Below are 24,424 nucleotides of genomic sequence, written 5' to 3'. Positions count from 1 at the left end.
CAGAATCAAATCACCGGCGGGCTTCGAAGAATGACCTGAGGAGGTCGGCGCACTCGTCGGCGAGGACGCCGCCGACGACTTCGGGGCGATGATTGAGGCGGGGGTGGCGGAGGAGATCGTGAATCGATCCCGCCATCCCCGCCTTGTCGTCCCAGGCACCGAAGACGACGCGGCCGACCTTGGCGAGGACGATTGCGCCGGCGCATTGCGCGCACGGCTCCAGCGTGATGTACAGCGTGGCGCCGGTGAGGCGGTCGCTTCCGGCCGTGGCGAGCGCCTGGCGGAGGGCGAGGAGTTCGGCGTGCGCCGTCGGATCGCGCAGTGCAACGGTCGCGTTGTGCGCCGCGGCGAGAACCACTCCCTCCCGCATCACCACGGCACCGATCGGCACTTCGCCAACGGTCATCGCCTGCCCTGCCTGGTCGAGCGCCAGCCGCATCCCCGCGACATCTCCTGGTGCCGGCTGCGGGCCACGCATCGCGCTAGTGGGCGAACTCGAGCTGGCCACCATTGACGGCAACGTGAATCGTGTCGCCCTCGTTGTATTTCCCTTCCAGCAGCTGCAGCGCGATCGGGTTCTGCAATTCCCGCTGGATCACGCGCTTGAGCGGCCGGGCGCCGTACAGCGGATCGTAACCGGCCTCCGCAAGCCAGGTCATCGCCTCCGGCGCAACGTCGAGGACCAGTCCCCGCGCCGCCACGAGGGCGCGCAGCCTGGCGAGCTGCAGGGCGACGATGTGATCGAGATCCTCGCGCGACAGCGGCCGGAAGACGACGATATCGTCGACGCGATTGAGGAACTCGGGGCGGAAATGCGCACGCAGGTCGGCGAGGACCTTCGCTTCGACCTCCGGCCATGCATCCGGCGCAATGCTCTTCGTCTCGAGAATGTACCGCGACCCGATGTTGCTGGTCATGATGATCACGGTATTGCGGAAGTCGACCGCCCGCCCCTGCGAATCGGTGAGGCGGCCATCGTCGAGGACCTGCAGCAGCAGGTTGAAGACGTCGGGGTGCGCCTTCTCGATTTCATCGAAGAGGATCACGCAGTAGGGGCGACGGCGCACCGCTTCGGTGAGCTGCCCACCCTCTTCGTAGCCGACGTACCCCGGCGGCGCGCCGATCATCCTGGCGACGGCATGCTTCTCCATGTACTCCGACATGTCGAGGCGCACCATCGCGCGCTCATCGTCGAAAAGGAATTCCGCCAACGCGCGCGCCGTCTCGGTCTTGCCGACTCCGGTGGGACCGAGGAAGATGAAGGAGCCGGTCGGCTTGCCGACGTCCTGCAGCCCGGCGCGGGCGCGGCGTACCGCGTTGGCCACCGCCGTGATCGCTTCCGGCTGGCCGACCACGCGGCGGCCGAGTTCGGCTTCGAGCCGCGTGAGGCGCTCGCGATCGGACTCGAGCATCTTGCTGACCGGAATCCCGGTCCACTTCGCCACCACATTCGCGATGTCTTCCGACCCGACTTCCTCGCGGAGGTACTTGGACGATTTCTGCGCCTCGTTGAGCTTCTGTTCTTCGCCGGCAAGCTCGCGTTCCAGTTCAGGGATCTTGCCGTATCGAAGTTCGGCGGCCTTCTGCAGGTCGCCGGCGCGCGTTGCCTGGTCGATTTCGGCGCGCATCGCCTCGACCTGCGCCTTCCGCTTCTGGATCCCCTCGATCGCCTGCTTCTCCGATTGCCACCGCGCCTTCATTCCGGCGCTCTTCTCCTTGAGCTCGGCGATCTCCTGCTCCAGTGCCTTGCGCCGCTGGACCGATGCCTTGTCCTTGTCGCGGACCAGCGACTGCCGTTCGATCTCGAGCTGCAGGATGCGGCGCTCGACCTCGTCGATCTCCTGCGGGAGGGAGTCGATCTCCATCCGGATCCGCGACGCCGCCTCGTCGACCAGGTCGATCGCCTTGTCCGGAAGGAAGCGGTCGCCGATATAGCGGTTCGAGAGCGTTGCCGCCGACACCAGCGCGTTGTCCGTGATGCGCACGCCGTGGTGGACTTCGTACTTCTCCTTGAGGCCGCGCAGGATCGCGATGGTGTCCTCGACGGTCGGTTCGCCGACGTAGACCGGCTGGAAGCGCCGTTCGAGCGCGGCATCCTTCTCGATGTTCTGCCGGTACTCGTCGAGGGTCGTGGCGCCGACCACATGCAGTTCACCGCGGGCAAGCGCCGGTTTGAGCAGGTTCGATGCGTCGACCGCGCCCTCGGCCTTCCCCGCACCGACCAGCGTGTGCAGTTCGTCGATGAAGACGACGTAGCGACCCGCGGCGTCGGTGAGTTCCTTCACCACCGACTTGAGCCGCTCCTCGAACTCGCCGCGATACTTGGCGCCGGCGAGCAACTGGCCGATGTCGAGTGCGATGATTTCCTTGCCGCGGAGCGAGTCGGGGACATCGCCGTTGACGATGCGCTGCGCCAGTCCCTCGACGATCGCGGTCTTGCCGACGCCGGGTTCCCCGATCAGCACCGGATTGTTCTTGGTGCGGCGCGAGAGCACCTGCATGACGCGACGAACTTCCTCGTCCCGGCCGATCACCGGATCGAGTTTGCCGCTTCGCGCCTGGTCGGTGAGGTTGCGCGTGAATCGCGCGAGCGATTGGTACTGCTCCTCCGGCGTGTCGGTCGTGACACGGTGCGAGCCGCGGACTTCGTCCAGGGCAGTCCGGAGTTCCTTGGCGGTCAGCCCCTCTGCTTCGAACAGCTGCCGGGCCGACGTCCCCTTGGTTTCGGCGAGGGCGAGGAGGAGATGTTCGGTCGACACGTACGCGTCGCCGAGTTCCTTGGCGGTCGCTTCGGCGCGCTCGAAGACCTTGGAAAGGGTTCGATCGAGCGTCGGGGTGACATCGACGCCGCCGCGCTGGGATGGGAAGGTGGCGATCTCCGATTCGACTCGATTGGAGAGCCGCGGGATCGAGACCCCCGCCTTCGCGAGGAGCGACTGGACAATCCCCTCATCCTGTCCGAGCAGGGCCGAGAGCAGGTGCGCGTCGTTGACCACGGGATTCCCGCGGGTGCGCCCTTGCTCGAGCGCGGCCTGCACCGCTTCGCGTGCCTTCAGCGTGAGACGATCGGGTCGCAGCATGAGGTTCCTCCGGCGTACAAGATGGCGACGCCCGCCCGATCGCGCGAGCGGGGCGCGGCCGCCGGTGTGGCGTGCGCCGATCCCGCCGGTGGGTCGTCCCTGCTATGGTCAGTATCGGAGGGCGCGATGCCGGATCTGCGGGGGCCACGGACTGGAACGGGATTGCTGATACTCCGCGTGACGCTCGGAGTGCTGTTCTTTGCCCACGGCTATCAGAAGCTCGTCACGATCGGTCTCCCTGAAATGCAGGTCGGGTTCATGAAATACCACATTCCTTTCCCCGGCGTGGCGGCAATCTTCGTGACCTTCCTGGAGTTGTTGGGCGGCGCAGCCCTGGTCCTTGGCTTGTTTACCAGGATTCTCGGTCTCCTCTTCGCCGTCGAGATGCTCGTCGCGATTTTCGCGGTACACATCACGCACGGATTGGTCGGCCCGGGATCGGTGGAGTTGCCGCTCATCTTCTGCGCGGCCTCTGCTGTGCTGGCTCTGAGCGGCGCCGGGATTGCCTCCCTCGATCGACGCATCGGCAGGGGGCGGGTCCGCGTCGGCACTCTTCCCTGGTAACGGCAGCGCCAAGAGGGGCGCCTGGGCGTCCCTCACGGTGAAGTGATGATGACCTTCCTGGCCGCGGTCCTTCCATCGACACCGAGCACCATGTAGTAGATGCCGGGCGAGGCGACTCGCGTGCCACCATCGACGGTACCGTCCCAGACCGCCACATAGTCCCCGCATTTCATCGGGATGCTGTCCAGCGGGACCGCACGACGGTCGCGGAGGCTCAGCTTGGCCACCGGTTGCGCGAAGACGTTGTAGACTCGCAACGCGACTCGAGGGGTATGCCCTCGACGGCACAGATCCGACGAGACGGAGAACGGGACGAGCGCCGCCGGGAGGACGGGATTGGGACGTGGTTCGGACAAGGTGATCGCGGGCGGCGCCGATGCGCCCTGACCAGCGGCTGGCAACGCCACGATCCATCCGAGCAGCATCCCGAGCCCCGGCCCGACAAACCGGCGCATGGACGCTCCTTCAGGCTGACAAATCGTGGATCGAACCAACCTCCGCAGATGACGGAATCCTCCGGCAACATGCGGGTCGCCGGTCCACCGTGTCAAGCGGCAACGCCGCGGGTCCTGCCGAGGTAGCGGTGCCGGTATTCACCTGGCGCACCAAGCGGCGAGCGCCGGCATGACACTGTCCCCGAGATGCTCGCGAACCCATCGAAGGAGGAGCCGCTTGTGCGCGGCGGTCCGCCGGTCATCGAGAAAGGGGAGTTCCGCGTCGGCAGTGAGGAGCGACACTAGGTCGTGACGATCGGAGGATTCGAGCCGCGTCGTGGCGCCTGTGGCGGCACATGCATCGCACAGGAAGCCACCATCGCGCAGGGAGAACGCCGCACCACCCCGTGCTGGAAGCGCAGCGCCGTCACGGGCGCAAGCGACCACCGACGGTCCGATGCCGAGCTCGGCAATCAGCCGCCAGATCGCCCGCAACGCGACGACCGCGATCGCCTCCGGGGGCACCGCTTCGAGGAGCCGCACGTCGTCGAGAACGTGGTCATACAATTCGGCGTTGGGAACCGGCGGAACGAAATGCATGGCGATCTCTGCCAGCGCCGACGCCGCGCCAAATCGTTCGAGATGGGAGGCGAGACCGCGGTGCGTGGCGATCAGGTCGAACGCTGCCAGGGTGTACAGGTCGCTTGCCCGCGACGCAATCAGGTGGGCGTGCCCCTCACTCAGCAGTTGCAGCGCGGCGCCGAAGCGGCTCTTCGGCCTGAGCGCCCCCTTCGCAATGCCGCTCACCATACCGAGGTCGCGGGTGAGGAGTCGGGCGATCCGGGATGTCTCGCCATAGCGCACCGACCCGAGGACGATCGCGGGAGTGAGCTGCGGCAGGCCCGCCACGGATCAGTTGTCGAAATGGTAAAGTGCGGCAGGAATCTCGGTGACGCCGATGGCGATCGGACAGCGGCCCACGGTGACCGGATGCCGGGCCACGAGATCCTGACCGAGAATCTGCACGGTGCCGCGTGCGCCGGTGGCCGTACAGCTCCCCGCCGTGAGCGCGTAGATCCTGCCGAAGTCGTCGGTAGCGAGCCCGTGTGCCGCGCCGTTGAGCGGCACGGCGGCGCTCACCCCGCGGTCGACCTGATGAGTTCGCACGTTGAAGACCATCAGTCCGTCGATCGGCGACGCGACGTAGACATGGTCCGCGCCGTCGGTCGCGACGTACTGCGGGAGATGACCGAACCCGCCGTACGAATTGATATTCCCCGGCTGCAAGGGATCGATCTGCGAGAGGATTCCATCCGACGACCCGTCGCCGGCACTGACGATGTAAAGCGACCCGTCTGACGCGAACACACCACTCCGCGCATCGCCGGGACCGAGAAGCGGAACGGAGTCTCGCAATCCCGGCTCGGTCGTGAGCCAGCTCGGCGCGTCGGGACAGCCGATCGGCCCGAGGGGACAGCCGTGGCGGTTGGCGACGACGACGAAGACCTTGCCGCGCGCGAGTCCAAAGCCCTGTGGCGTTCCCGGGACCGAGCCGGTCCCCGCGCCGCAGACCGGAGGCGGAAGGAATCGGCTCACGCTGTCGGTCGAGGGAGTCGACGCGTATCCCTGACCGTCATCGCCGAACGCCAGCGCGCCGATGACTCCGTTGGCGTTGAGCGGAACGGGACGTCCGTCGGCGCAGGCGGCGTGATGGCTGCCGAGGTCGATGAGCATCACGTCGTCACTGTCGCTGATGGCTGCGATCTGTCCACGCAGTGCCAGCGCCGTCACCTTGGACGTTCGGGGCGTGAGGATCAGGTGGTGCACCACCTCGGTGCTGTCGACGGGGATGATGCGGAGCGTGTCATCGGCACTGTCGAGGACAACGAGGACCTCGACGGGCGGCGTCACCGGGCCGATCGTCGACGCACACGCCGCCGCGATGAATCCCACGACGATCGCTCCCCACACCCCCAAACGCGGCACCGCGCCTCCTCTTCCTGTTGCCCTCAGTATCGCAGGCGCCCCCCGGCGAGGAGAGTGCGACCGCGACCCGGGAACCCGACGACCTGCTGATAGCTGGCATCGAACACGTTCTCACCGCGAACCGTCAGGTCGAGACCGGGAGACCTGTCAGCCGACCCGAAGACCGGCAGATCGAGGGCAAAATCGAACGTGGTGTAGGGCTTTAAAGTAACCCGGACGGCGGTGGCGCCCGAGAAATCAATGTCGTCCCTGGCGCCCACGTGGAGCGCTGTTCCTTCGATAGTCACGCCGCGCCACCGATAGGCCAAGGTTCCACCGCCGACCGACGCTGCCCGCCGAGTCAGCGAGCCGCCCTGCTGGAATGAAATCGACGACGCGGCACCGGTATCAGTGACCTCGGTATGCAGGAAAGTCCAGTGGGCGCTGAGCAATAATCCGGCTCCCGCGACCGCTGACGCGGTCAATTCCACTCCTCGGCTGCTCGCACCGCCGAGGTTGGTGTAATTCGGGTCGCCCGGGGCTGCGTTGACGAACTGGATCAGGTCGTGAAAGGTCTGCCAGAACGCCGTCGCCCCGAGCCGTACGCGGCGATCGGCGAACGCTGTTTCCGCGCCGACTTCGCCGTTGCGGCTCCGCTCCGGCTTGAGATCCGGGTTGCCGACCTCGAAGGCGCTCTGGGCGAAGAGTTCCGAGAAAGTCGGCGCCTTGAAGGCAGTGCCGGCGGCAGCCCAGACGCGACTCGACGGCGACAGATGCCACGCAAGGCCCCCGCGCCAGGTGCCGAAGGCTCCGAACGCCGAGTTGTCGTCGACACGCCCACCGAGCTGGAGCGAGAGATGCCCGGGATTGGATAGCAATTGGAGATAGCCGTCGCGGGTGGTGCGGTTGTTGTCGGAGCTCGAAGTGTCGGTTTCAGATCCGAAACCGAAATTCGACGTCCCGACGTCATGCTCGTCGTCGCTCTCGCGTTCGATCCCCGCGCCAGCCGTCGCGACCGTGCCGCTGGCAGCGTGCCAGTCGACGCGTGCGCCGACACCCTTCCGCCAGGTAATCCCGTCGCGGTCTTCGATGAAGTCGAAGCCATTGGTATCTGCCGGCGAATCGGCGCGATTGGTATACCCCTCATTCAGCCGCGAGGCATACCCTTCAAAGTGCAGTCCGATCGCGCCGACCCTCCGGTCGGCCGCGAGCCCGCCGGCGAAACTCTTCTCGGCGGAAAACTGGTTGTGATCTACGGCGTTGCCGCTCCCGTCGGTCGGGAAATGGATCAGTGCATCGTCGTACCGTGCGCTGACGCCGATGCGGCCGGCGGCGCCCGCATCATATCCCGCGTGCAACGTGCCCATCGCGTTGCGATAGTCACTGTTGAACGGAAAAGTCCCGTCGCTACCAAACCGGCCACCGGTCGCGCTCATGGAAAACCGTCCGCTCGCGATGTCGCCGTGGCCGCTGAGATCGCTGGTTCCGCGGCTTCCGCCCCGGCCGGTGACCTCGACGCTCGATCGCGCTCCCGCGCTACGGGTGAAGAGCTGCACGACGCCGCTCATTGCGTCAGCGCCGTACAGTACGCTGGCAGGTCCGCGGACGATCTCGATCCGGTCGAGGTCTTCGGTCGTGAGGTTGGCGAAGTTGATGCTCCCTCCGGGAAGATTCAGCGGCACGCCGTCGAGGAGCACCTTCACGTAATCACTTTCGCCTCCGCGCAGGAACAACGACGTCACGGCGCCGTACGATCCGGTCTGGACGATCGACATTCCCGGAACATCGCGCAGCGCATCGAGCACGAAATGGACACCACGTTCGCGCAGGTCGTCACCGCTGATGACGGTCGTGCCGGCTGGTACTTCCGACGCCGGCGTCGGCAATCTCGTTGCGGTGACAACGAGATCCTGGACGCGCGCGGTGTCAGGCACCTGAGCGAGCGCGATCGTCGGCACCGAGACGATCAGCGCCACCGCGAGCACGGCGACGCGGGCCACCCGATGAATCCCGCCGCCGCCGGCGATCGGTGAACGTCGATACGGCATCATGCCACTCCGCGAGAAATGGGAAGAACGGGTCATGGGATTTCGTCTTTTCTGAGGGGGACCACTTGCGGCGATCCGTCGCGCCACTGCGTGACGGCGACCGGCCACTGAAACGCCGCGGAGACGGCGGCGGCGGTGAGCACATTCGCCGGTACCCCATCGGCGACCGCACGGCCGCGGTCGAGGAGCACGATCCGGTCGGCGTAACGCGCGGCGAGATTGAGCTGATGGGTGATGACGAGGACGCCGAGACCGTCGCGAACGAGGCGGCGGAGAAGTTCGAGCAATTCCATTTCGTGTCCGACGTCGAGCGCGGCGGTCGGTTCATCGAGAAGGAGGAGTTGCGGTGTCGCCGCCAGCGCCCGCGCCAGTCGCACCCGTTGCCACTCGCCGCCCGAGAGCGTATCGATCCCCCGCTCTTCGAAGCCGGCGATGTCGCAGCGACCCAGCGCCTCCGTGATCACGGCGTGGTCTGCGGTGGTGATCGGCGCAACCGGACCGAGCGCGGCCCAGCGCCCCATCAACACCGCTTCACGCACCGTCAGCGGGAACGCCGGTGCTTCGCGCTGCGGCAACGCACCGATCGTTTCGGCGAGTTCCCGCCGGCTCCACGCAGCGATGGCGCGAGATCCGAGCGTGACATCGCCGCTCGTCGGCGTGATCAGCCCCAGCAGCGTGCGCAGCAGCGACGTCTTGCCGCTGCCATTTGGACCGACGACGGCGACGAGCTCGCCACTGGCGACGGAGAACGACACGTCGTCGAGGGCGCGGTGTGGCTTCGCGCCGCGCGCGACCGGGAAGTCGACGGTGAGATGGCGCCCGGCGAGGATCATCGCAGATTCCGCCGCAGCAACACCGCAAAGACCGGTACGCCGACCAGCGCCGTGATGACGCCGACCGGGATTTCGACCGGCCGAAGGATGGTCCGCGCCGCCATGTCGGCGAGGATCGTGAAGACGCCGCCGGCCACGAACGCCGCCGGAAGGAGCGACCGATGGATCGGGCCGACGATTCCGCGCAGCGCGTGTGGCACGACGAGTCCGACGAATCCGATCACCCCCGCCGCGGTCACCGTTGCCGCCGTGAGCACTGACGCGGCGATGATCACCAGTCGGCGCGTCCCCTCGACGCCGACGCCGAGCGTCGCGGCGGTTTCGTCTCCCAAGGCGAGCAGATCGAGCGGTCGCGCCAGCCAGCCGATGAGAAGGAGTGCCGGGATCGCGACCAGCACGAAATGGGAGAGGAGCGACCAGCTCGACCGGCCGAATCCCCCGAAGAGCCAGACCGTGGCCGAGTGGAAGGTGAATGGATCAGCGATCACCAGCAGCGCCGACGTCACCGCGGCAGTGAATGCACCGACCACGACGCCGGCGAGGAGAAGTATCCGCGGATCGAGCCGGCGGCCGGCGACGACGCTGATGCGATAGACCAGCGCGATCGCCGCGAGGGCGCCGATCGTGGCGCACGCCGCCACGCTCCATCCCGGCGGCAAGCCGATTGCCACGGCAACGACCGCGCCGAGCGACGCGCCGCCCGACAATCCCAGGAGCCACGGCTCCGCCAGCGGATTGCGCAGCAGCGCCTGCAAGGACGCCCCGGCAACCGAGAGACTGCCACCGACGACGAACGCCAGCGCAACGCGCGGCAACCGGAGGTCGCGCACGATCGACGCGTCAGGCGCGTCGGCGTGGCGGATGGCGTTCAGGATGGCCATCGGCGAGAGCGGTACCGCACCGAGCATCACGCCCAGCACGGCCGCGATCGCTGCGGCGATCAGCAGGATCGGCAGTGCCAGTCGAGCGCGCGATGTACCAGGTCCCGCCATGAAAAATCGCCCATCTCCTGGAGGCGAGATGGGCGAGGACGGGAGAACGCCGCCGATGGCGACAATTCGACACGACCGCGCCACCGTTCCCTCCCCCGAGGGATTGCTGGTGGCGCGAACGGAGAGGTCTCCTGGCTTCGGGCTGGTCCGCTCGCCTTCCCGGGTCTGATCCCAGTGGCGTGGTGAGCGGCCGATCTGCTGCTGCCCGTTACAGTGGCGGGGCCGCGCCGGTCTTGCACCGGACTTCCGAGCGTCCCCATTCGCAGTGGTCCGACAGTTGTGGCGACGAACCTACCGTCCGGTCACGACCGATGCAAGGCACGTCGCTCCGGCCCTGTCACCGTGTGTACCGTCACGCCGATCAGCACGAATCCCATCGCCGCCACCAATACGACAACGATCCATGACGGTGGTGGGTCGGCACCGAGCCGCAGCACAACTGGCTGACCGCGCGACATCTTCCCTTCCCACCGGGCGTACGGCTTCTTGTCGATCACCGTGTCGGATCGGGCGAACGCGCCCTGCACGCGCATCGACCGATCGGGAGTGATGATGTTCGAGAGCGGGGCGTCGGCCGTCACGGGAAATTCCACCCGGTGCGCGTTGGGCGGTATCTGGTAGTCGAGTTCCACGTCGTGCTGACCTGGTGGAATCGCGGCGTAGAGTGCCACCGTATCGCCGGTCATGCGCAAGGATTCAATCGCGAAGGCGGAATTCCCGCCGTGGATGTTGACAACGTACGACGGGATCCTGGTGAACCAGGTGAAGTGCAGCGTATCACGTGCGACACGGGTCAGCGCGCTGGGGTTGTTCAGCACGTACAGGTCGACGACGTCGCGGGTCCCTTCAGTGCCGACATTCGACACGATCAGGTGCCGCGCGGCGAGCGACACCGGCGCCGCCTGCGACGTATCTGCCACCACGACAACGGCCGACGAATCATCGCCGGTCCCATCCAGCGGGAACGGCTGCGAGAAGTACTCGATCGACTCCCATCGGACACTGGCGAGATACGCCGACGCCGTATCGGGTTCGACGCGAAACGAAAATGATCCGTGGGAGTCGCTCATCGTCGAATCGACGGGGCCCGGCGCCGAGACCGTCACGCGATGCAGCACAACCCGGACGCCAGGCACTCCGACGGTGTCGTGCCCGACCACACGAACGACATGCCCCGCTACCCGGACCGGTCTGGGCAGCGGGGCAGATGTCGCGATCAGCGTCGCGAGAACAATGGCGTCAGGTACCAGCGTCCCAGCTCGCGAGGTAGTTGGTCTGCTCGGCCGTGAGCGTATCGATGCTCGTTCCCATCGCGGCGAGCTTGAGCTTCGCGATCTCGGCATCGACCGCCACCGGCAGGCGGTGCACCTGGCTGTCGAGCTTCCCCTGCTGCGTGACGAGATACTCGGCGGCAAGCGCCTGGTTGGCGAACGACATGTCCATCACCGACGCTGGATGTCCTTCCGCGGCGGCGAGATTGATCAGCCGTCCCTCGCCGAGGACGAGGATCCGCTTCCCGTCGACGAGAAATTCGTCGACGAACTGCCGCACCTCACGCCGGGATGAGGCCATCGCGCCGAGCGCGTCGAGATCGAGCTCGACGTTGAAATGCCCGGAATTGCAGACGATTGCCCCGTCCTTCATCCGGCGGAAATGCTCCGCGCGAATCACATGCAGGTTACCGGTCAGTGTGCAGAAGACATCGCCGCGCGACGCGGCAACGTCCATCGGCATGACTTCGAAGCCGTCCATCCGCGCTTCGAGCGCCGAGACCGGATCGATTTCGGTGACGATGACGTGCGCCCCGGCGCCGCGAGCCCGCATCGCCAGACCGCGCCCGCACCAGCCATACCCGGCGACGACGAACGTGCTCCCCGCCACCAGCACGTTGGTTGCGCGAACGATGCCGTCGAGCGTTGACTGGCCGGTGCCGTAGCGATTGTCGAACATGTGCTTGGTGCGCGAATCGTTGACCGCAACAACCGGGAACGCGAGGATCCCTTCTCGGGCCATTGCCTTGAGGCGGATGACGCCGGTCGTCGTCTCCTCGGTCGAGCCGGTCACCCGCCCGACGATGGCGCGGCGTTCGTCCGCCGACAATGACTCGACCATCGTGCGGATCGGCCCGGCGAGATCATCGAGACGTCCGAGCTTGATCATGTGGAGCGACCCGACCAGGTCGGCACCATCGTCCTGGGTCAGGTCGGGACCGAACGCCAGCGCCTGCGCGATGTGCGTGTAGTAGGTCTCGTGATCCTCGCCCTTGATGGCATAGACGTGCACGCCGTGATCGCGCACCAGATGCGCCGCCACGTCGTCCTGCGTCGACAGCGGGTTGGAGGCGCAGAGCGCGATCTCCGCTCCCGCCGCACGCAGCGTCTGCATCAGGTTCGCCGTCTCGGTGGTCACGTGCAGGCAGCACGAGATACGGCGCCCGGCCAGCGGCTTCTCGCGGGCAAATCGCTCGCGGATCTGCCGGAGCACCGGCATCGACCGTTCGGCCCACTCGGTCCGGCGTCGTCCTTCGTCAGCCAGCGCGAGGTCGCGCACATCGTGCGGTGCGTCGATCGAAATACTCGTCATCATCTCCTCAGGCGCGAACTGCGGTCTTCAGTTCGCCGGTACGGTCGGTGCGTTCCCAGGTGAAGCCATCCACCTTCTGGGGCGGCAGATCCCGGTCGACATAGGTTGTCCTGCGCGGCTCGCGGCCGAAGTGGCCGTACGTCGCTGTCGCCGAGTAGATCGGCTGGCGCAGGTTGAGATTGTTGATCAGGTGGCCGGGTCGCAGGTCGAAGACTTCCTGCACGGCACGCTCGAGCTCGCGGTCGGGGACCTTGCCGGTGCCGAACGTGTCGACGAAGACGGAGACCGGTCGCGCCACGCCGATCGCATAGGCAGCCTGCACCTCGCAGCGCCGGGCGAGCTTGGCGGCAACGAGATTCTTCGCCACATGGCGCAACGCGTAGGCGGCGGAGCGGTCGACTTTGGTCGGATCCTTGCCGCTGAATGCCCCGCCACCATGCCGTGCCATCCCGCCGTATGTGTCAACGATGATCTTGCGGCCAGTGAGACCGGCGTCGCCATGCGGGCCGCCGATCACGAAGCGACCGGTCGGATTGACGTGGAACTTTGCGCGATCGTGATCAAGGTCGAAATCCTCGAGCACGGGACGGATCACGTCTTCGATCATCGCTTCCTTGATCGTCGCGTGCGTCAGCGTCTTCGTGCCCACCTTCTCATCATGCTGGGTCGACAGGACCACGGTACGGACGCCGACCGGTCGGTCGGCTTCGTACTCGATCGACACCTGGGTCTTGCCATCGGGGCGGAGCCACCCGTAGTGCGCGCCGCCGTTCTCACCGCGACGCACCGCCGCGAGTCGTTGTGCCAGCCGGTGCGACAGGATGATCGGCAGCGGCATCAACTCGGGAGTCTCGTCTGACGCGTAGCCGAACATCATCCCCTGATCGCCAGCGCCCTGTCGGTCGGGATCGCCGTCGACGCCCCGCTTGATGTCGACCGACTGCCGGTCGATCGACGAGATCACGGCACAGGTGCGATAGTCGAAGCCGAATTGCGCGTCGGTGTAACCGATCCGCTCGATGGTGTCGCGAACGATGTCGGGGATGTGCACATAGGCCGACGTGGTGATTTCGCCGGCAACGATCGCCATCCCGGTCGTGACCATCGTTTCGCACGCAACGCGCGCCATCGGATCGCGCGCCAGGATCGCGTCGAGCACACCATCGGAAATCTGATCGGCAACTTTGTCGGGGTGCCCTTCGGTCACCGATTCCGACGTGAAGACATGCTTCATGGACCCGTCGTCCTGCTGCGTGAGAAGTGGATCGGACCTAGCTCCCCGCGCGCAAGCTAGCGCCCACAGAAGGTCGCGGCAACGCGGTTGACGGGTCGACGAGACGCACGTCGACGTACCGGCCGAGCGTCGCGCGAAGGATCGCCTGCACATCGTCGGCGGTGGCTGCGGCAACGGCGCCCTCGGCTGCGTCGCGCGCCGCGGCGGCGGGCAGGTTGCGCACCACCCATTTCACCAGCGGAATCGCCGGCGGCGCGGTGCTGAACCGGTCGTACCCGAGGCCGACGAGGAGTACGACAGCCACGGGATCCGATGCCATCTCCCCACAGACCGACGCCGGGATCCCGGCGGCAGCGGTCGCCTGCCGGATATGCGCGAGCTGTCTCACGACCGCGGGGTGCAGCGGTGTGAACCGATCCGCGAGCCGGGCATTGCTTCGATCGACTGCCAGCGTGTACTGCGTCAGGTCGTTCGTGCCGACGGACACGAACGCAGCGGTCCGCGCCAGGTCCGCCGCGAGCATGACGGCGGCGGGTGTCTCGATCATGACGCCAACCGGAATCTCGCGGGCAGCGCGAATCCCCGCCGCGGCGAGCGATGCCGACTCCTCGGCGAGCAGTGCGCGGGCCGCGGCGAACTCGTCGAGCGAAATCACCATCGGCACCATGAGCTGGATGTCGCGGTCGGCCGCGGCGCGGAGAATCGCCCGCAACTGCGGCCGGAAAATCTCGGGCCGGTCGAGACAGACGCGGATTGACCGCCATCCGAGAAACGGATTCGGCTCGTGCGGCGCCACGAACGCGGCGGGGAACTTGTCGCCGCCAAGGTCGTAGCTGCGCACCACCACCGGGTGACCGGCGAACGCCGCACCGACCCGGCGGTAGTACTCCGTCTGCTCATCCTCAGTGGGGAGATGCGTGCGCCCCGTCACCAGAAACTCGGTGCGCAGCAGGCCGACACCTTCCGCGCCGTATCGTGCGGCGCTGTCCACCTCTTCAGGGAGATCGACATTCCCCTGCAGCCGGATCCTGGCGCCATCCGGCGTGATTGCGGGTTCGTTCGCGATTCCTTCGAGCTGCAGTTCGAGCCGGTGACGGCGGGATGCCTGCAATGCGGCCGCCTCGAGTTCGTCGGCGGTGGGATCGATCAGGATGACGCCACTCTGCCCATCGAGGAGGACGTTGGCCCCGTCGGCGATCTGTTCGAGCGCACCCGACACTCCCATCACCGCCGGAATGCCGAGCGAGTGGGCGAGAATCGCCGCGTGCGAGGTCCGGGTCCCTTCCTCACTGATGAGCCCCGCGACGTGATCGCGATCGAGCTGTACCGTCAAGCCCGGCGACAGTTCGTGCGCGACGATAACGACCTGCTCGCGTATCTCGCCGAGCCAGGCATCATCCGCCGTGCGCCCCACGAGATGGAGGAGCATGCGGAGCTGGATCGCGTTGAGGTCGGCAACGCGGTCGCGCAGGAACGATTGCCGCGCGGACTGCCATGCGTTGCGCAGTTCCAGCGCCTTGAACTCGTAGGCACTTTCGGCAGAGAGGAGGTTCTTCCGAATCAGCGCCTCGACCGAACCGAGGAACTCGGCGTCCTGCGCCATCATGATCTGGGCGTCGAAGATGCCGGCGGCGTCGGGTCCGGCGCGCTCCAGCGTCCGGTTGCGAAGCATTGAGAGCTGGCTGACGACTTCCTGCACCGCCTGGTGCAGGCGCCCGACCTCGGCATCGAGCTGGTCGGGAGTAATGGTGCGCCCGTCGACTTGCGGAAACGACCAGCGCACGGCCAGCGCCGGTGCAAACGCGACGCCCGGTGACACCCCGACTCCACGTAGCATCCGCTCGCTCACGCTTCGCCGAATCCCTTCGCAATGAGTTCCAGCAGCGCCGTCACCGCCGCTTCGGCATCCGCACCGTCGGCACGAACCAGCACCACCGCACCGCACTCGGCGGCCAGCGTCATCACTCCCATGATACTCTTGCCGTTGACCACCTGGCCATCGTGTTCGAGTTCGATTGCTGCGACATAGTTCGCGGCGAGGCGCACAACCTGGGCGGCCGGCCGCGCGTGCATGCCGAGCGAATTGACGATCGTCGCGGGGCGTTCAATCATCGCAGGACTCCAGCGGTGATCACGGCCAGAGCGACGAGGGCCAGCCCGAACCGGAGGCCGGTCACCCGGGTCTTCGTCGCCGGGAGAATGGTCAGTGTTGCGCCGACGAGGCCAGCGGCGACCGTGACCGCGATCGCTGCGGGCGGCGCGGCGGCGAGGACTCGTCCCACCACGATCGGCACCGCCACGCCGACCGCAAGCGCCGCGGCTCGCTGCGCCTCGACCGCGCCGAGCGGCAGCCAAGAGCGTTGCAGTGCGGCGCCGACGCCAAGTCCCTCACGCAAACCGAGTTCGAGTCCCCAGGCGGTGATCCAGACGCGCAGGATGTTGTGGACCACCAGCAGCGCCACGATCGCCCAGATCCCGAAGGCGTGCGCCGCGATCAGCGCGATGCCGATCAGCGTCGGAACCCATCCGGCCCAGATCAGCTGGTCGCCGAGCGCGCCGAGCGGCCCGGACAACGCCGTGCGCAACCTCGAAATGACCGGACCCGGGACGCCGTCGCGTTCTGCCTTCACGACCGCTCCGACGGCGACGCTGGCCAGGTAGGGATGCGAATTGAAGAAGTCGGCCGAACGGGCGATCGCCTCGCGCCGATCGCGCGCGGGTCGCTGCGCAAAGACGTCGCGCAGCAGCGGCGTCGCCGCGTGACCCACTCCGATTCCCGCCATCCGTTCGTAGGTATACGACGCCTGCACCGCCATCAGGCGCAACAGCGATTCGAGTTTCGCGCTCATCGGAACCACACCACCAGGATGCCGGTCGTGATGCCGCAGGCGAGCCAGTAGCGGCGGGCACCGCGACCGGCACTGCGAATCGCTCCGCCGAGCGCCGCGGCGATGCCGCCGGCAAGTACCGCCCACGAGATCAGTGACGCGCGCGGGAAGTCCGGCCACGGCACCAGTGCGATCAGGAGTGCCGCGCCCACGCCGACCAGCGCCAGCGCGAACGACCGCACCGCGTCACGGAAAAAGCCGTTGCGCTGTAACTCCCAGATCGCGCGGGCTTCGCCGGCGGCGACGCGCTCGAGTCTCCGACGCACCGACACGGCGTTGCGACGCCGGAGCGCCTGCAGCGTCCATCCGCCGAGTGCAGCGAGCGGCAGGCCGATCATCCCCGCGGCACCGGCGGCCATCTGCGCCGGCACCAGCGCCGCTGCCGCGCCCGCAGCGACCGAGGCGACACTGTAGTCGGGATAGCGCGACGCACCGATCGGCAGGACATCCAGGGCATACAGTTCGAGCACCATCCCCGCCATCAGGCCGCCGGCGAGATTGCCCGCGATCAACCCGGCGACGGTGGCGGCGACGATCGGTCGCGACAGCAATCCCTGCGGGACGCTCACCAGATCCAGCCCGGCGATCGTTCCCCACAGAAAGAGCAGGGCCACCCGGAGTCCCTCGGAGTTCATCGGAGCAGCGTGTCCAGGTCGACCGCCGCGGCGGTGGGAAGATCCTGTGCCGTCACGTGTGCACCATCATGCGCCAGCCGCCGCAGCAGCACCTCGTCGGGAGCGGCCAGGTAGACGTAGCGCAACCGCTCCACCCGGCCGGGGCGATGGTGGAGCCCGCCAAGATTGATCTCCCGGATCAGCACCGGCGCGGCGTCGTGCAGCGTTGCCATCGTGGCAAGATCCGCGGTGAGGAGCATGCCCGAGCGCGGATCCGCATTCCACTCGGCGAGATGGGCGACCGCTTCGGCGGTGCTGGCGAAGACGATCGCGACGTCGCCGGGGACCGCCATCCGGTAGAGGTCCTGCTCCCAGCTGCTCTGCCGGACCTCGTCGTCGACGAGCACGATGAATTGCGCGGCAAGCGGGCGCCCCCAGCCGATCACGACCTGGCCATGCACCAGGCGGTCGTCGACGCGGAAGAGGCGCAACGTCATCAGCGAGCCGTCACTGCGTGTGCACCGACCTGCGCCAGACGCTCGGCGAGTTCGTCGACGCCGCCATCGCGATGGAAGATGAATTCGAGGAGCATCGCGAGGTTGACGCCAGTCACGATGCGGACGCTCTCCATCGACTGGATCTTGCGCATCGCCGCGAAGTGGCACGATCCGCTCGGCATGTCGATGAAGACGATCGCCGGCCCGGGCGTTGCCGCCGCGCGGATCCGCTCTTCCAGCGTGCCGCGATCACAATCGGTGTTCGAGATGGCCACGAGACCGCTCGCCGGTCCGCTGATCTGCTCCACTGCCCCGATCAGCGCGGCGGCAAGGCCGGCATGACCGACGACGACTCCCTTGATGGCGCTCATTCGATGTCACCGCGAAGGTATTCCCGTACACCGCGCTTCTCGCGCATCTTGCGAATCAGGCGTTCGTTGAACGCGGCGGCGACGTCGACGCCGCTGTATCGCAACAGGTGCATCATGGCCACCACTTCCGAGATGACGGTGATGTTCTTTCCCGGATTGAGCGGGACGACGACCTTCGGAATCGATACGTCGAGCACCGTGAAGACATCACGCTGCAGGCCGGTCCGGTCGACGTCCTTGGCGTTCTCCCAGTCTTCCAGCTGCACCACCACTTCGATCCGCTTCTGCTGCCGCACCGAGCGCACGCCAAAGAGCGCAGGGATGTCGATCAGCCCGACACCGCGAATCTCCATGTGATGCGCGGCAAGTTCGTGCCCCTGGCCGATCAGGACGTCGCTGCCGCGGCGCGTCACCTTCACCACGTCGTCGGCGACGAGGCGATGGCCTCGTTCGACGAGGTCGAGGACACATTCGCTCTTGCCGATCCCCGACCGCCCCATGAAGAGGAGGCCGACACCGTACACGTCGGTGAGCGATCCGTGGAGTGTGGTGCGCGGGGCGAAGGCGTCCTCGATGATCGGCTTGATCCGCTTGTAGAACTCCGCGGTCTTGAGCGCGGTCCGCAACACCGGGATGTGACGGGTGAGGGCGAGTTCGAGGAGTGGTTCGGGCGGATCGAGATGCTTGGTGATGAAGACCGCGGGAAGATCGTACTGGAAGAACCCTTCGAGCGCCGTGCGGCGCGTCGCCGCATCGAGCGACGCGAGGTAGGTGATTTCGGTCTCACCGAGCACGTGCAGCCGGTCGGGAATGAACCGCCCGTGGTAGCCGGCGAGCGCCAGCCCGGGAGACGCAATGTCGGCGGCGGGGACGAGGCGATCGAGGCCCAGGTCGCCGGTCAGCGCTTCCAGCTGCAGCTGCTCGCCCGCGGCGAGAAAGTCGCGGAATCGCACCAGTTCCTCCTCAGGAATCCGGCGTAACGATCGGGTCCCGCCCGGCGGCGAGCGCGGCAAGGTGCCGTTCCACGATCTCCGCCGCGCTGTCCCAGCTCAACTGTTCAGCCCATTCGCGCGCCGCCCGGCCGAGCGTTTCCGCGCGGGGACGATCGGTCGCAAGGGCCACCATCGCCTGCGCCAGCGCCGCCACGTCGCCATGGGGGACCAGGATGCCGGTGCGTCCGTTCCGGACCGAATCCCGAAGCCCCGGGGAGTCGGATGCGATCGACGGCGTGCCGCACGCCGCGGCCTCCATGACGGTGATCCCCCACCCTTCCTTCGGGGAAGGAAATACGTTCGCCACCGACTCCCGCAAGAGCCGGAGCCGCGTCGCTTCGTCGACATAGCCATGGAACCGCACCCGATCGGCAACCCCGCGCTCGCGGGCCCGTCCCTCAAGCCGGGCACGATCATCGCCAGTCCCCGCGATATCCACGCTGAGATCGGGACGGAGCTTCCCCGCCTCGGCCAGTGCGTCAATGAGGTATTCGATCCCCTTGTAGCGGCGAAGCCGGCCGACGTAGACAAAGCGCGGGTCGGCGCGGCGCGGCGTCGCCGGATCGGGGTGGAAGCGTCGGGTATCGACCCCTGGATAGACCACCGCGATCCGCCCGCGAGGGATGCCGCGCGCCACGAGATCGTCTCGCGTCGAGTCACTGATGGCGTGGAACCAGGCGTTGCGGTAGATCCGCGGAATCAGCTTCTCTGCCGCCCAGACCGTCGCCGCCACCGGCCACGACGCTTCGGCGAACGCCGTGGTCCCGAACAGGTGGGGCACGATGGCATACACCGGCCGGGATGTCAGCAGCGGCGCGCCAATCGGCAGCTTGTTGATGTCGTCGATCACGACATCGGGGCGAAGCGTTCGCACCGCGCGCGAAATCGCCTGCCAGCCGGACAGGGCAAACGAATGCCGGCCGCCGTGCCGATGCACCTCGATGCCCTCGACGACTTCTACCGGCGCCCCGCCGGGAAAGCCGCAGCAGATCAACGTCACCCGGTGCCCTCGCGCGGCGAGCCGCGAGAAGATCTCGAAGAGGTGCACTTCCGCACCCCCACCCTGCGGATTCCGGAGATCCTGCCAGTTGGTGACCAGGAGATTCATCGTGACTTACAGGCGCCCGAGGTCGCGCGCCACCCGATCGAGAATGCCGTTGATGAAGGCCGGTGCGCGGACGCCGGCGAACCGGTGGGCCAGCCAGAGCGCTTCGTCGATCGCGACCCTGGGCGGAATCCGTTCGTGCACCATTTCATGGATCGCGATGCGCAGGATGTTGCGTTCGATCGTCGCGATCCGTTCGAGCCGCCAGTTATCGGCGGCGACCTCGGCGAGCCGATCAAGGTCCTCGCGTTCGGCGCGGATGCGCACGACCATCGGCTCAACATCCTCGAAGATGAGCGCGTGATCGCCGGTGAGCTTCGCGATCGCCTCCGCCGCCGCCGTCGTGTCCGACTCACCCGTGAGCTCGAGGGCATACAGGAGTTGCAGCGCGCGGGCTCGCTGCCGTGTCTCGCGGCGCAACACTAGTCTTCCAGCGCCTGGCGAATCAGGTCCGCCGTGCGCAATGCGGCTTCGGCTGCCTCATGACCCTTGTTCCCGGCCGACCCCCCGGCGCGCGCCACCGCCTGGTCCATCGTGTCACAGGTGAGGAGGCCGAAGCCGATCGGTACCAGCGTCTCGGTCGCCGCGCGTCCCAGCGCCGCGGCGGTTTCACCAGCCACGTAATCGAAGTGTGGCGTCTCGCCGCGGATCACCACGCCAAGCGCCGCGATGGCGACGTAGCGTCCGCTGTGCGCGGCGGCGGTGGCGACCACGCCGAGTTCGAAGGCACCGACCACCCAGAGGACGTCGACATCCGATTCGGGACATCCTGCCTCGAGACACGCCGCCATCGCCCCGTCGACGAGACGGATGGTGATTCGTTCGTGATATCGCGAGGCGACCAGCGCCACCCGTCCGCTCGCGCGCGATTGACCTTCGAATGTCGGCATTGATTCAGTGCGCGAGGAGGTGACCAAGCTTGTCGCGCTTGGTGGCCAGGTAGGCGCTGTTGTCGGGCGTGGCGTCGGCGATGAGCGGCACTCGCTCGACGATCTCGAGCCCGTACCCTTCGAGCCCGACCAGCTTGCGCGGATTGTTGGTCATGATCTTGAGCGTCGACAGGCCCAGGTCGCGAAGAATCTGGGCGCCGATACCGAAATCGCGCAGGTCAGCCTTGAACCCGAGCCGTTCGTTCGCCTCGACCGTATCGGTGCCGGCGTCCTGCAGCTCGTAGGCGCGCAACTTGTTGAGCAACCCGATGCCGCGGCCTTCCTGGTCGAGATAGACGATCACGCCGCGTCCCGCCTGGGTGATCATCTCCATCGCCCGGTGCAGCTGGTTGCCGCAATCGCAGCGCATCGAATGAAAGACATCGCCGGTGAGGCACTTGGAATGCATCCGTACCAGCACGTCCGCCTCTCCCGCGACATCGCCGAAGACGAGGGCCACGTGCTCCGCGTGGTCGACGTCGTTGCGATAACCGATCACGCGGAACTCGCCGAACTCCGTCGGCAGTCTCGCATCGGCGACACGATGGACCAGGCGCTCGGTCCGGAGCCGCCACGCCACCAGGTCGGCGACGGTGATCAGCGACAGCTCGTGCTCGGCGGCGAAGGTACGCAGCTCGGGCAGTCGCGCCATCGATCCGTCCGCATTGAGGATCTCGCAGATCACCCCTGCCGGCCGGAGCCCAGCCAGCCGCGCCAGATCGACGCTCGCCTCGGTGTGTCCCACGCGCCGCAACACGCCACCGCGTTGTGCACGCAAGGGCTGGATGTGGCCGGGGCGCCGCAGATCCGCCGGCGCACTCGATGGATCGATCGCCACGCGAATCGTCGCCGCGCGATCACTCGCGGAGATGCCGGTCGTGACACCGAAGCGACGGTGGGCGTCGATCGTCACGGTGAACGCGGTGCTCATCGCCTCGGTGTTGCGCTCCACCATCTGCGGCAATTCGAGCCGGTCGCAGTCTTCGGCCGTGAGCGCGAGGCAGATCCAGCCGCGCCCGTGCCGTGCCATGAAATTGACGATTTCCGGCGTGATCAATTCGGCCGCGCAGACGAGGTCGCCCTCATTCTCGCGATCGGCATCGTCAACGACGACCACGATCTTTCCGGCGCGGATATCCGCGATCGCCCGTTCGATCGATGTCATCGTGCCGCTGCCGCCCGCCATCCATCGGCGAGTTGAGTCACGTACTTCCCCACGAGGTCTCCTTCGAGATGCACCGCGTCGCCGCTGACCCGATCGCCCAGCGTCGTGTGCTCCAAGGTAAACGGGATCACCGAGAGCTGAATCAGGTCCGGTGCGGAAATGCCGTTCACCGTCATCGAGACGCCGTCGACCGCGATCGAGCCCAGCGGAATCGACACCGCCATCACCGCCGGCGGCGCCACAATGTCGATCAGCAGGGCATCGCCCTGGTCTCGCACCGATTTCACCCGGCCGACCGCGTCGACGTGCCCCTGGACCAGGTGACCGCCAAACCGGTCTCCCGCCCGCAACGCCCGCTCGACGTTAACGCGACGCCCCTCCCGATAGTTCACGAAGGCGGTGCGATCGAGCGACGTCGTGACGACGTGAACCCCGAACCAGTCCGCGCCGAACGCTGTCACCGTGAGGCAGGCGCCATCGATCGCAATGCTTTCACCGAGCACGACTTCGCCGAGCGAGGCGCCGATCCGGAGCTCGAGGCCGCCGTCGTGCGGCGTGGCTGCGCGCACCGCTCCGACCTGCTCGATGATGCCGGTGAACATCAGCGATGCTCGAGCGTGAGGACGGCGTCGGCGTCGTCACGATCGCCGAGCCGTTCGACGGCAATCATCCGCCACCGTTCCGATTCTGTCAGCGACGTCGCCGGGATTGCCGGCCACGCCGGCACGCCGGTACCGAGCCACCGCGGCGCCTGCACCTGATAGACCCGATCGACCAGCCGCTCCGCCAGCAGCGCGCTGGCGAGCCGACCGCCGCCTTCGATCAGGATCGAATCGACACCGCTGCACGCCAGCGCCTGCAACCCATCCGCCAATTCGTCACCGACTACGACCTGCGCGCCGGCGCGCGTGAGCGTCTCCCGTGTCGCGTCGCCCACGCCCGACCCGACGACCACGATCACCGGCGTCGTTCCCTCGAAAAGGCGACTCGTCGCCGGCAATGTCGCGCTGCGATCGAAGATCACCCGCACCGGTGCCACGCGCGGCGACACCGGGCCCCGCACCGTGAGCTGCACGTCGTCCGCGATTGCGGTACGTGCGCCGACGCCGATCGCGCCGAACCCAGCGCGGAGCCAGTGCACCCACTCCCGCGCTGCCGGCGAGGAGATCCACTGCGACCGTCCCTTCGCGTCGGCGATCATCGCGTCCATCGACACGGTGAGCTTCACCGCGACGTACGGGCGCTTCGCCTCGGTGAACTGATGGCTGAAGCGGAAGTTGTAGTCGGCGCCGGCATCCTGATCGAGCACTGCTTCAATGCCCGCTGCCCGCAGCCGCTCGATGCCGCCAGCCGCGACCGGATTCGGATCCCGCACGGCAACGACGACGCGCACAATACCGGCCGCGATGATTGCGTCGGTGCACGGCGGCTGCTTCCCGACGTGAGTACACGGCTCGAGCGTGACGTAGAGTGTTGCGCCCTTCGCTCGCTCGCGGGCACTGTCGATCGCCATGACTTCGGCGTGCCGTCCACCGTGCTCGGCATGCCACCCTTCGCCAACGATCTCGTCGTCAGCCACGAGGACCGCGCCGACCATCGGATTGGGAAATGTCCGCCCCCACCCACGCTGCGCCAGCTCATGCGCGCGGCGCATGAACGGTTCCCGAGCCGGATCAGAACCCGAACCGTAGACCGATGCTGGCAAAAAGCCGCGTCTCCGTCGGATCGTTGTCGGCGAACGTGGTGACCAGGCCGAGATCCTTGCCGCGCTGCGCTCCCACCTCTCCGATGAGATAGAAGATCCCGGCACCGACCCCGGCGTCGATGTATCCCAGCGCCCTCGTGTCGCGGATGGCGAGGTTGATCGCCGGCTGCTCGGCGTCGGTGACCGGGTCGACGAAAATGATCTCGGCGTCGGTGGAGTAATGGTTCCATCCACCGCCCACGCCGAGGCGGACAGCACCGAGTCGCGCAGCAGCCGTGGCACGGTACTCGGTGGTATTCAGCGCGGTGATGTACGAGAACTGGTCTCCCGACAGGATGTCACCGACGCCGATCCGCGGCAACCCGCGATGCATCACGCTCACGCTGAGACCGGGAGCGCCGCGGCGCGCCGGGATCAGCGTGACG

At 67.2% G+C, this 24,424-nt stretch carries 26 protein-coding genes and 1 riboswitch; of the genes, 1 reads left to right on the top strand and 25 read right to left on the bottom strand.

All coding sequences use genetic code 11. The features are described from left to right. Positions 1-10: 10 nt before the first annotated feature. Both tadA and clpB read right to left on the bottom strand, forming a co-directional pair. Entirely contained in the window at positions 11-478 is a 468-nt protein-coding gene (gene tadA / locus VGM20_07895; GenBank protein ID HEY4100783.1) for a tRNA adenosine(34) deaminase TadA, read from the bottom strand. A gap of 4 nt (positions 479-482) precedes the next feature. Next, the gene (gene clpB / locus VGM20_07890) at positions 483-3,080 is read right to left on the bottom strand and encodes an ATP-dependent chaperone ClpB (protein ID HEY4100782.1); all 2,598 of its coding nucleotides are present in this window, start codon (positions 3,078-3,080) and stop codon (positions 483-485) included. A gap of 126 nt (positions 3,081-3,206) precedes the next feature. Between clpB and VGM20_07885 the strand changes: the two genes are divergently transcribed. Continuing rightward, positions 3,207-3,644: a DoxX family protein gene (locus tag VGM20_07885; GenBank protein ID HEY4100781.1), complete on the top strand. Its 438-nt coding sequence runs from the start codon at positions 3,207-3,209 to the stop codon at positions 3,642-3,644. Positions 3,645-3,676: 32 nt separating this feature from the next. On the opposite strand, the gene VGM20_07880 is transcribed toward VGM20_07885, so the two are convergent. From VGM20_07880 to VGM20_07770, 23 genes are all read right to left on the bottom strand, one after another. Further along, a complete protein-coding gene (locus VGM20_07880) occupies positions 3,677-4,099 on the bottom strand; it encodes a hypothetical protein (GenBank protein ID HEY4100780.1) in 423 nt (140 codons plus the stop codon). Positions 4,100-4,237: 138 nt separating this feature from the next. Then, entirely contained in the window at positions 4,238-4,987 is a 750-nt protein-coding gene (recO, locus tag VGM20_07875) for a DNA repair protein RecO (protein ID HEY4100779.1), read from the bottom strand. A 3-nt stretch (positions 4,988-4,990) separates the two neighbouring features. Beyond that, complete coding sequence (locus VGM20_07870) at positions 4,991-6,064, bottom strand: hypothetical protein (protein HEY4100778.1); 1,074 nt, start codon at positions 6,062-6,064, stop codon at positions 4,991-4,993. A 23-nt stretch (positions 6,065-6,087) separates the two neighbouring features. Beyond that, positions 6,088-8,091, bottom strand: coding sequence for a TonB-dependent receptor (locus tag VGM20_07865; GenBank protein ID HEY4100777.1), 2,004 nt, complete (start codon positions 8,089-8,091; stop codon positions 6,088-6,090). A 32-nt stretch (positions 8,092-8,123) separates the two neighbouring features. Next, positions 8,124-8,924 carry an ABC transporter ATP-binding protein gene (locus VGM20_07860; GenBank protein ID HEY4100776.1) on the bottom strand — a complete coding sequence of 267 codons (801 nt, stop codon included), beginning with the start codon at positions 8,922-8,924 and terminating at the stop codon, positions 8,124-8,126. Beyond that, positions 8,921-9,916 carry an iron ABC transporter permease gene (locus tag VGM20_07855; GenBank protein HEY4100775.1) on the bottom strand — a complete coding sequence of 332 codons (996 nt, stop codon included), beginning with the start codon at positions 9,914-9,916 and terminating at the stop codon, positions 8,921-8,923. The genes VGM20_07860 and VGM20_07855 overlap by 4 nt, the downstream gene beginning before the upstream one ends. A gap of 102 nt (positions 9,917-10,018) precedes the next feature. Further along, a riboswitch (cobalamin riboswitch) is annotated at positions 10,019-10,206 on the bottom strand. Between the two features lie 12 nt (positions 10,207-10,218). Further along, positions 10,219-10,986, bottom strand: a complete 768-nt coding sequence (locus VGM20_07850) for a hypothetical protein (GenBank protein HEY4100774.1) — start codon at positions 10,984-10,986, stop codon at positions 10,219-10,221. A gap of 169 nt (positions 10,987-11,155) precedes the next feature. Next, the gene (ahcY, locus tag VGM20_07845) at positions 11,156-12,499 is read right to left on the bottom strand and encodes an adenosylhomocysteinase (protein ID HEY4100773.1); all 1,344 of its coding nucleotides are present in this window, start codon (positions 12,497-12,499) and stop codon (positions 11,156-11,158) included. Positions 12,500-12,506: 7 nt separating this feature from the next. After that, positions 12,507-13,733 carry a methionine adenosyltransferase gene (gene metK, locus VGM20_07840; protein ID HEY4100772.1) on the bottom strand — a complete coding sequence of 409 codons (1,227 nt, stop codon included), beginning with the start codon at positions 13,731-13,733 and terminating at the stop codon, positions 12,507-12,509. A gap of 37 nt (positions 13,734-13,770) precedes the next feature. Next, a complete protein-coding gene (ptsP, locus tag VGM20_07835; protein ID HEY4100771.1) occupies positions 13,771-15,570 on the bottom strand; it encodes a phosphoenolpyruvate--protein phosphotransferase in 1,800 nt (599 codons plus the stop codon). Between the two features lie 8 nt (positions 15,571-15,578). Beyond that, positions 15,579-15,845 (bottom strand): HPr family phosphocarrier protein, encoded by a 267-nt coding sequence (locus tag VGM20_07830; protein ID HEY4100770.1) that lies wholly within the window; start codon positions 15,843-15,845, stop codon positions 15,579-15,581. Next, entirely contained in the window at positions 15,842-16,582 is a 741-nt protein-coding gene (locus tag VGM20_07825; protein HEY4100769.1) for a PTS system mannose/fructose/sorbose family transporter subunit IID, read from the bottom strand. Before VGM20_07825 ends, VGM20_07830 begins: the two co-directional genes overlap by 4 nt. Continuing rightward, positions 16,579-17,235, bottom strand: coding sequence for a PTS sugar transporter subunit IIC (locus VGM20_07820; protein ID HEY4100768.1), 657 nt, complete (start codon positions 17,233-17,235; stop codon positions 16,579-16,581). The genes VGM20_07825 and VGM20_07820 overlap by 4 nt, the downstream gene beginning before the upstream one ends. Before the next feature lie 17 nt (positions 17,236-17,252). Continuing rightward, complete coding sequence (locus VGM20_07815; GenBank protein ID HEY4100767.1) at positions 17,253-17,732, bottom strand: PTS sugar transporter subunit IIB; 480 nt, start codon at positions 17,730-17,732, stop codon at positions 17,253-17,255. Further along, positions 17,732-18,103, bottom strand: coding sequence for a hypothetical protein (locus VGM20_07810; GenBank protein ID HEY4100766.1), 372 nt, complete (start codon positions 18,101-18,103; stop codon positions 17,732-17,734). The genes VGM20_07815 and VGM20_07810 overlap by 1 nt, the downstream gene beginning before the upstream one ends. Further along, on the bottom strand, positions 18,100-19,056 hold the full coding sequence (gene hprK, locus VGM20_07805; GenBank protein ID HEY4100765.1) for an HPr(Ser) kinase/phosphatase: 957 nt from the start codon (positions 19,054-19,056) through the stop codon (positions 18,100-18,102). Before hprK ends, VGM20_07810 begins: the two co-directional genes overlap by 4 nt. Positions 19,057-19,066: 10 nt before the next feature. Further along, positions 19,067-20,203 (bottom strand): glycosyltransferase family 4 protein, encoded by a 1,137-nt coding sequence (locus tag VGM20_07800; GenBank protein HEY4100764.1) that lies wholly within the window; start codon positions 20,201-20,203, stop codon positions 19,067-19,069. A 6-nt stretch (positions 20,204-20,209) separates the two neighbouring features. Beyond that, positions 20,210-20,620 carry a transcription antitermination factor NusB gene (gene nusB, locus VGM20_07795; protein HEY4100763.1) on the bottom strand — a complete coding sequence of 137 codons (411 nt, stop codon included), beginning with the start codon at positions 20,618-20,620 and terminating at the stop codon, positions 20,210-20,212. A gap of 2 nt (positions 20,621-20,622) precedes the next feature. Next, positions 20,623-21,090, bottom strand: coding sequence for a 6,7-dimethyl-8-ribityllumazine synthase (gene ribH / locus VGM20_07790; protein ID HEY4100762.1), 468 nt, complete (start codon positions 21,088-21,090; stop codon positions 20,623-20,625). Positions 21,091-21,094: 4 nt separating this feature from the next. After that, positions 21,095-22,294 carry a bifunctional 3,4-dihydroxy-2-butanone-4-phosphate synthase/GTP cyclohydrolase II gene (locus VGM20_07785; GenBank protein HEY4100761.1) on the bottom strand — a complete coding sequence of 400 codons (1,200 nt, stop codon included), beginning with the start codon at positions 22,292-22,294 and terminating at the stop codon, positions 21,095-21,097. Further along, positions 22,291-22,896 (bottom strand): riboflavin synthase, encoded by a 606-nt coding sequence (locus VGM20_07780; protein HEY4100760.1) that lies wholly within the window; start codon positions 22,894-22,896, stop codon positions 22,291-22,293. The genes VGM20_07785 and VGM20_07780 overlap by 4 nt, the downstream gene beginning before the upstream one ends. Further along, positions 22,896-23,948, bottom strand: a complete 1,053-nt coding sequence (gene ribD, locus VGM20_07775) for a bifunctional diaminohydroxyphosphoribosylaminopyrimidine deaminase/5-amino-6-(5-phosphoribosylamino)uracil reductase RibD (protein ID HEY4100759.1) — start codon at positions 23,946-23,948, stop codon at positions 22,896-22,898. The genes VGM20_07780 and ribD overlap by 1 nt, the downstream gene beginning before the upstream one ends. Positions 23,949-23,967: 19 nt before the next feature. After that, the coding region (locus VGM20_07770; protein ID HEY4100758.1) for a hypothetical protein at positions 23,968-24,424 on the bottom strand (457 nt) is incomplete at its 5' end.

The sequence above is a fragment of the Gemmatimonadales bacterium genome, assembly GCA_036500345.1.
GTDB lineage: Bacteria > Gemmatimonadota > Gemmatimonadetes > Gemmatimonadales > GWC2-71-9 > Palsa-1233.
The sequence above is the reverse complement of the archived record's forward strand: the minus strand, read 5'-3'. Positions and strand labels throughout refer to the sequence as shown.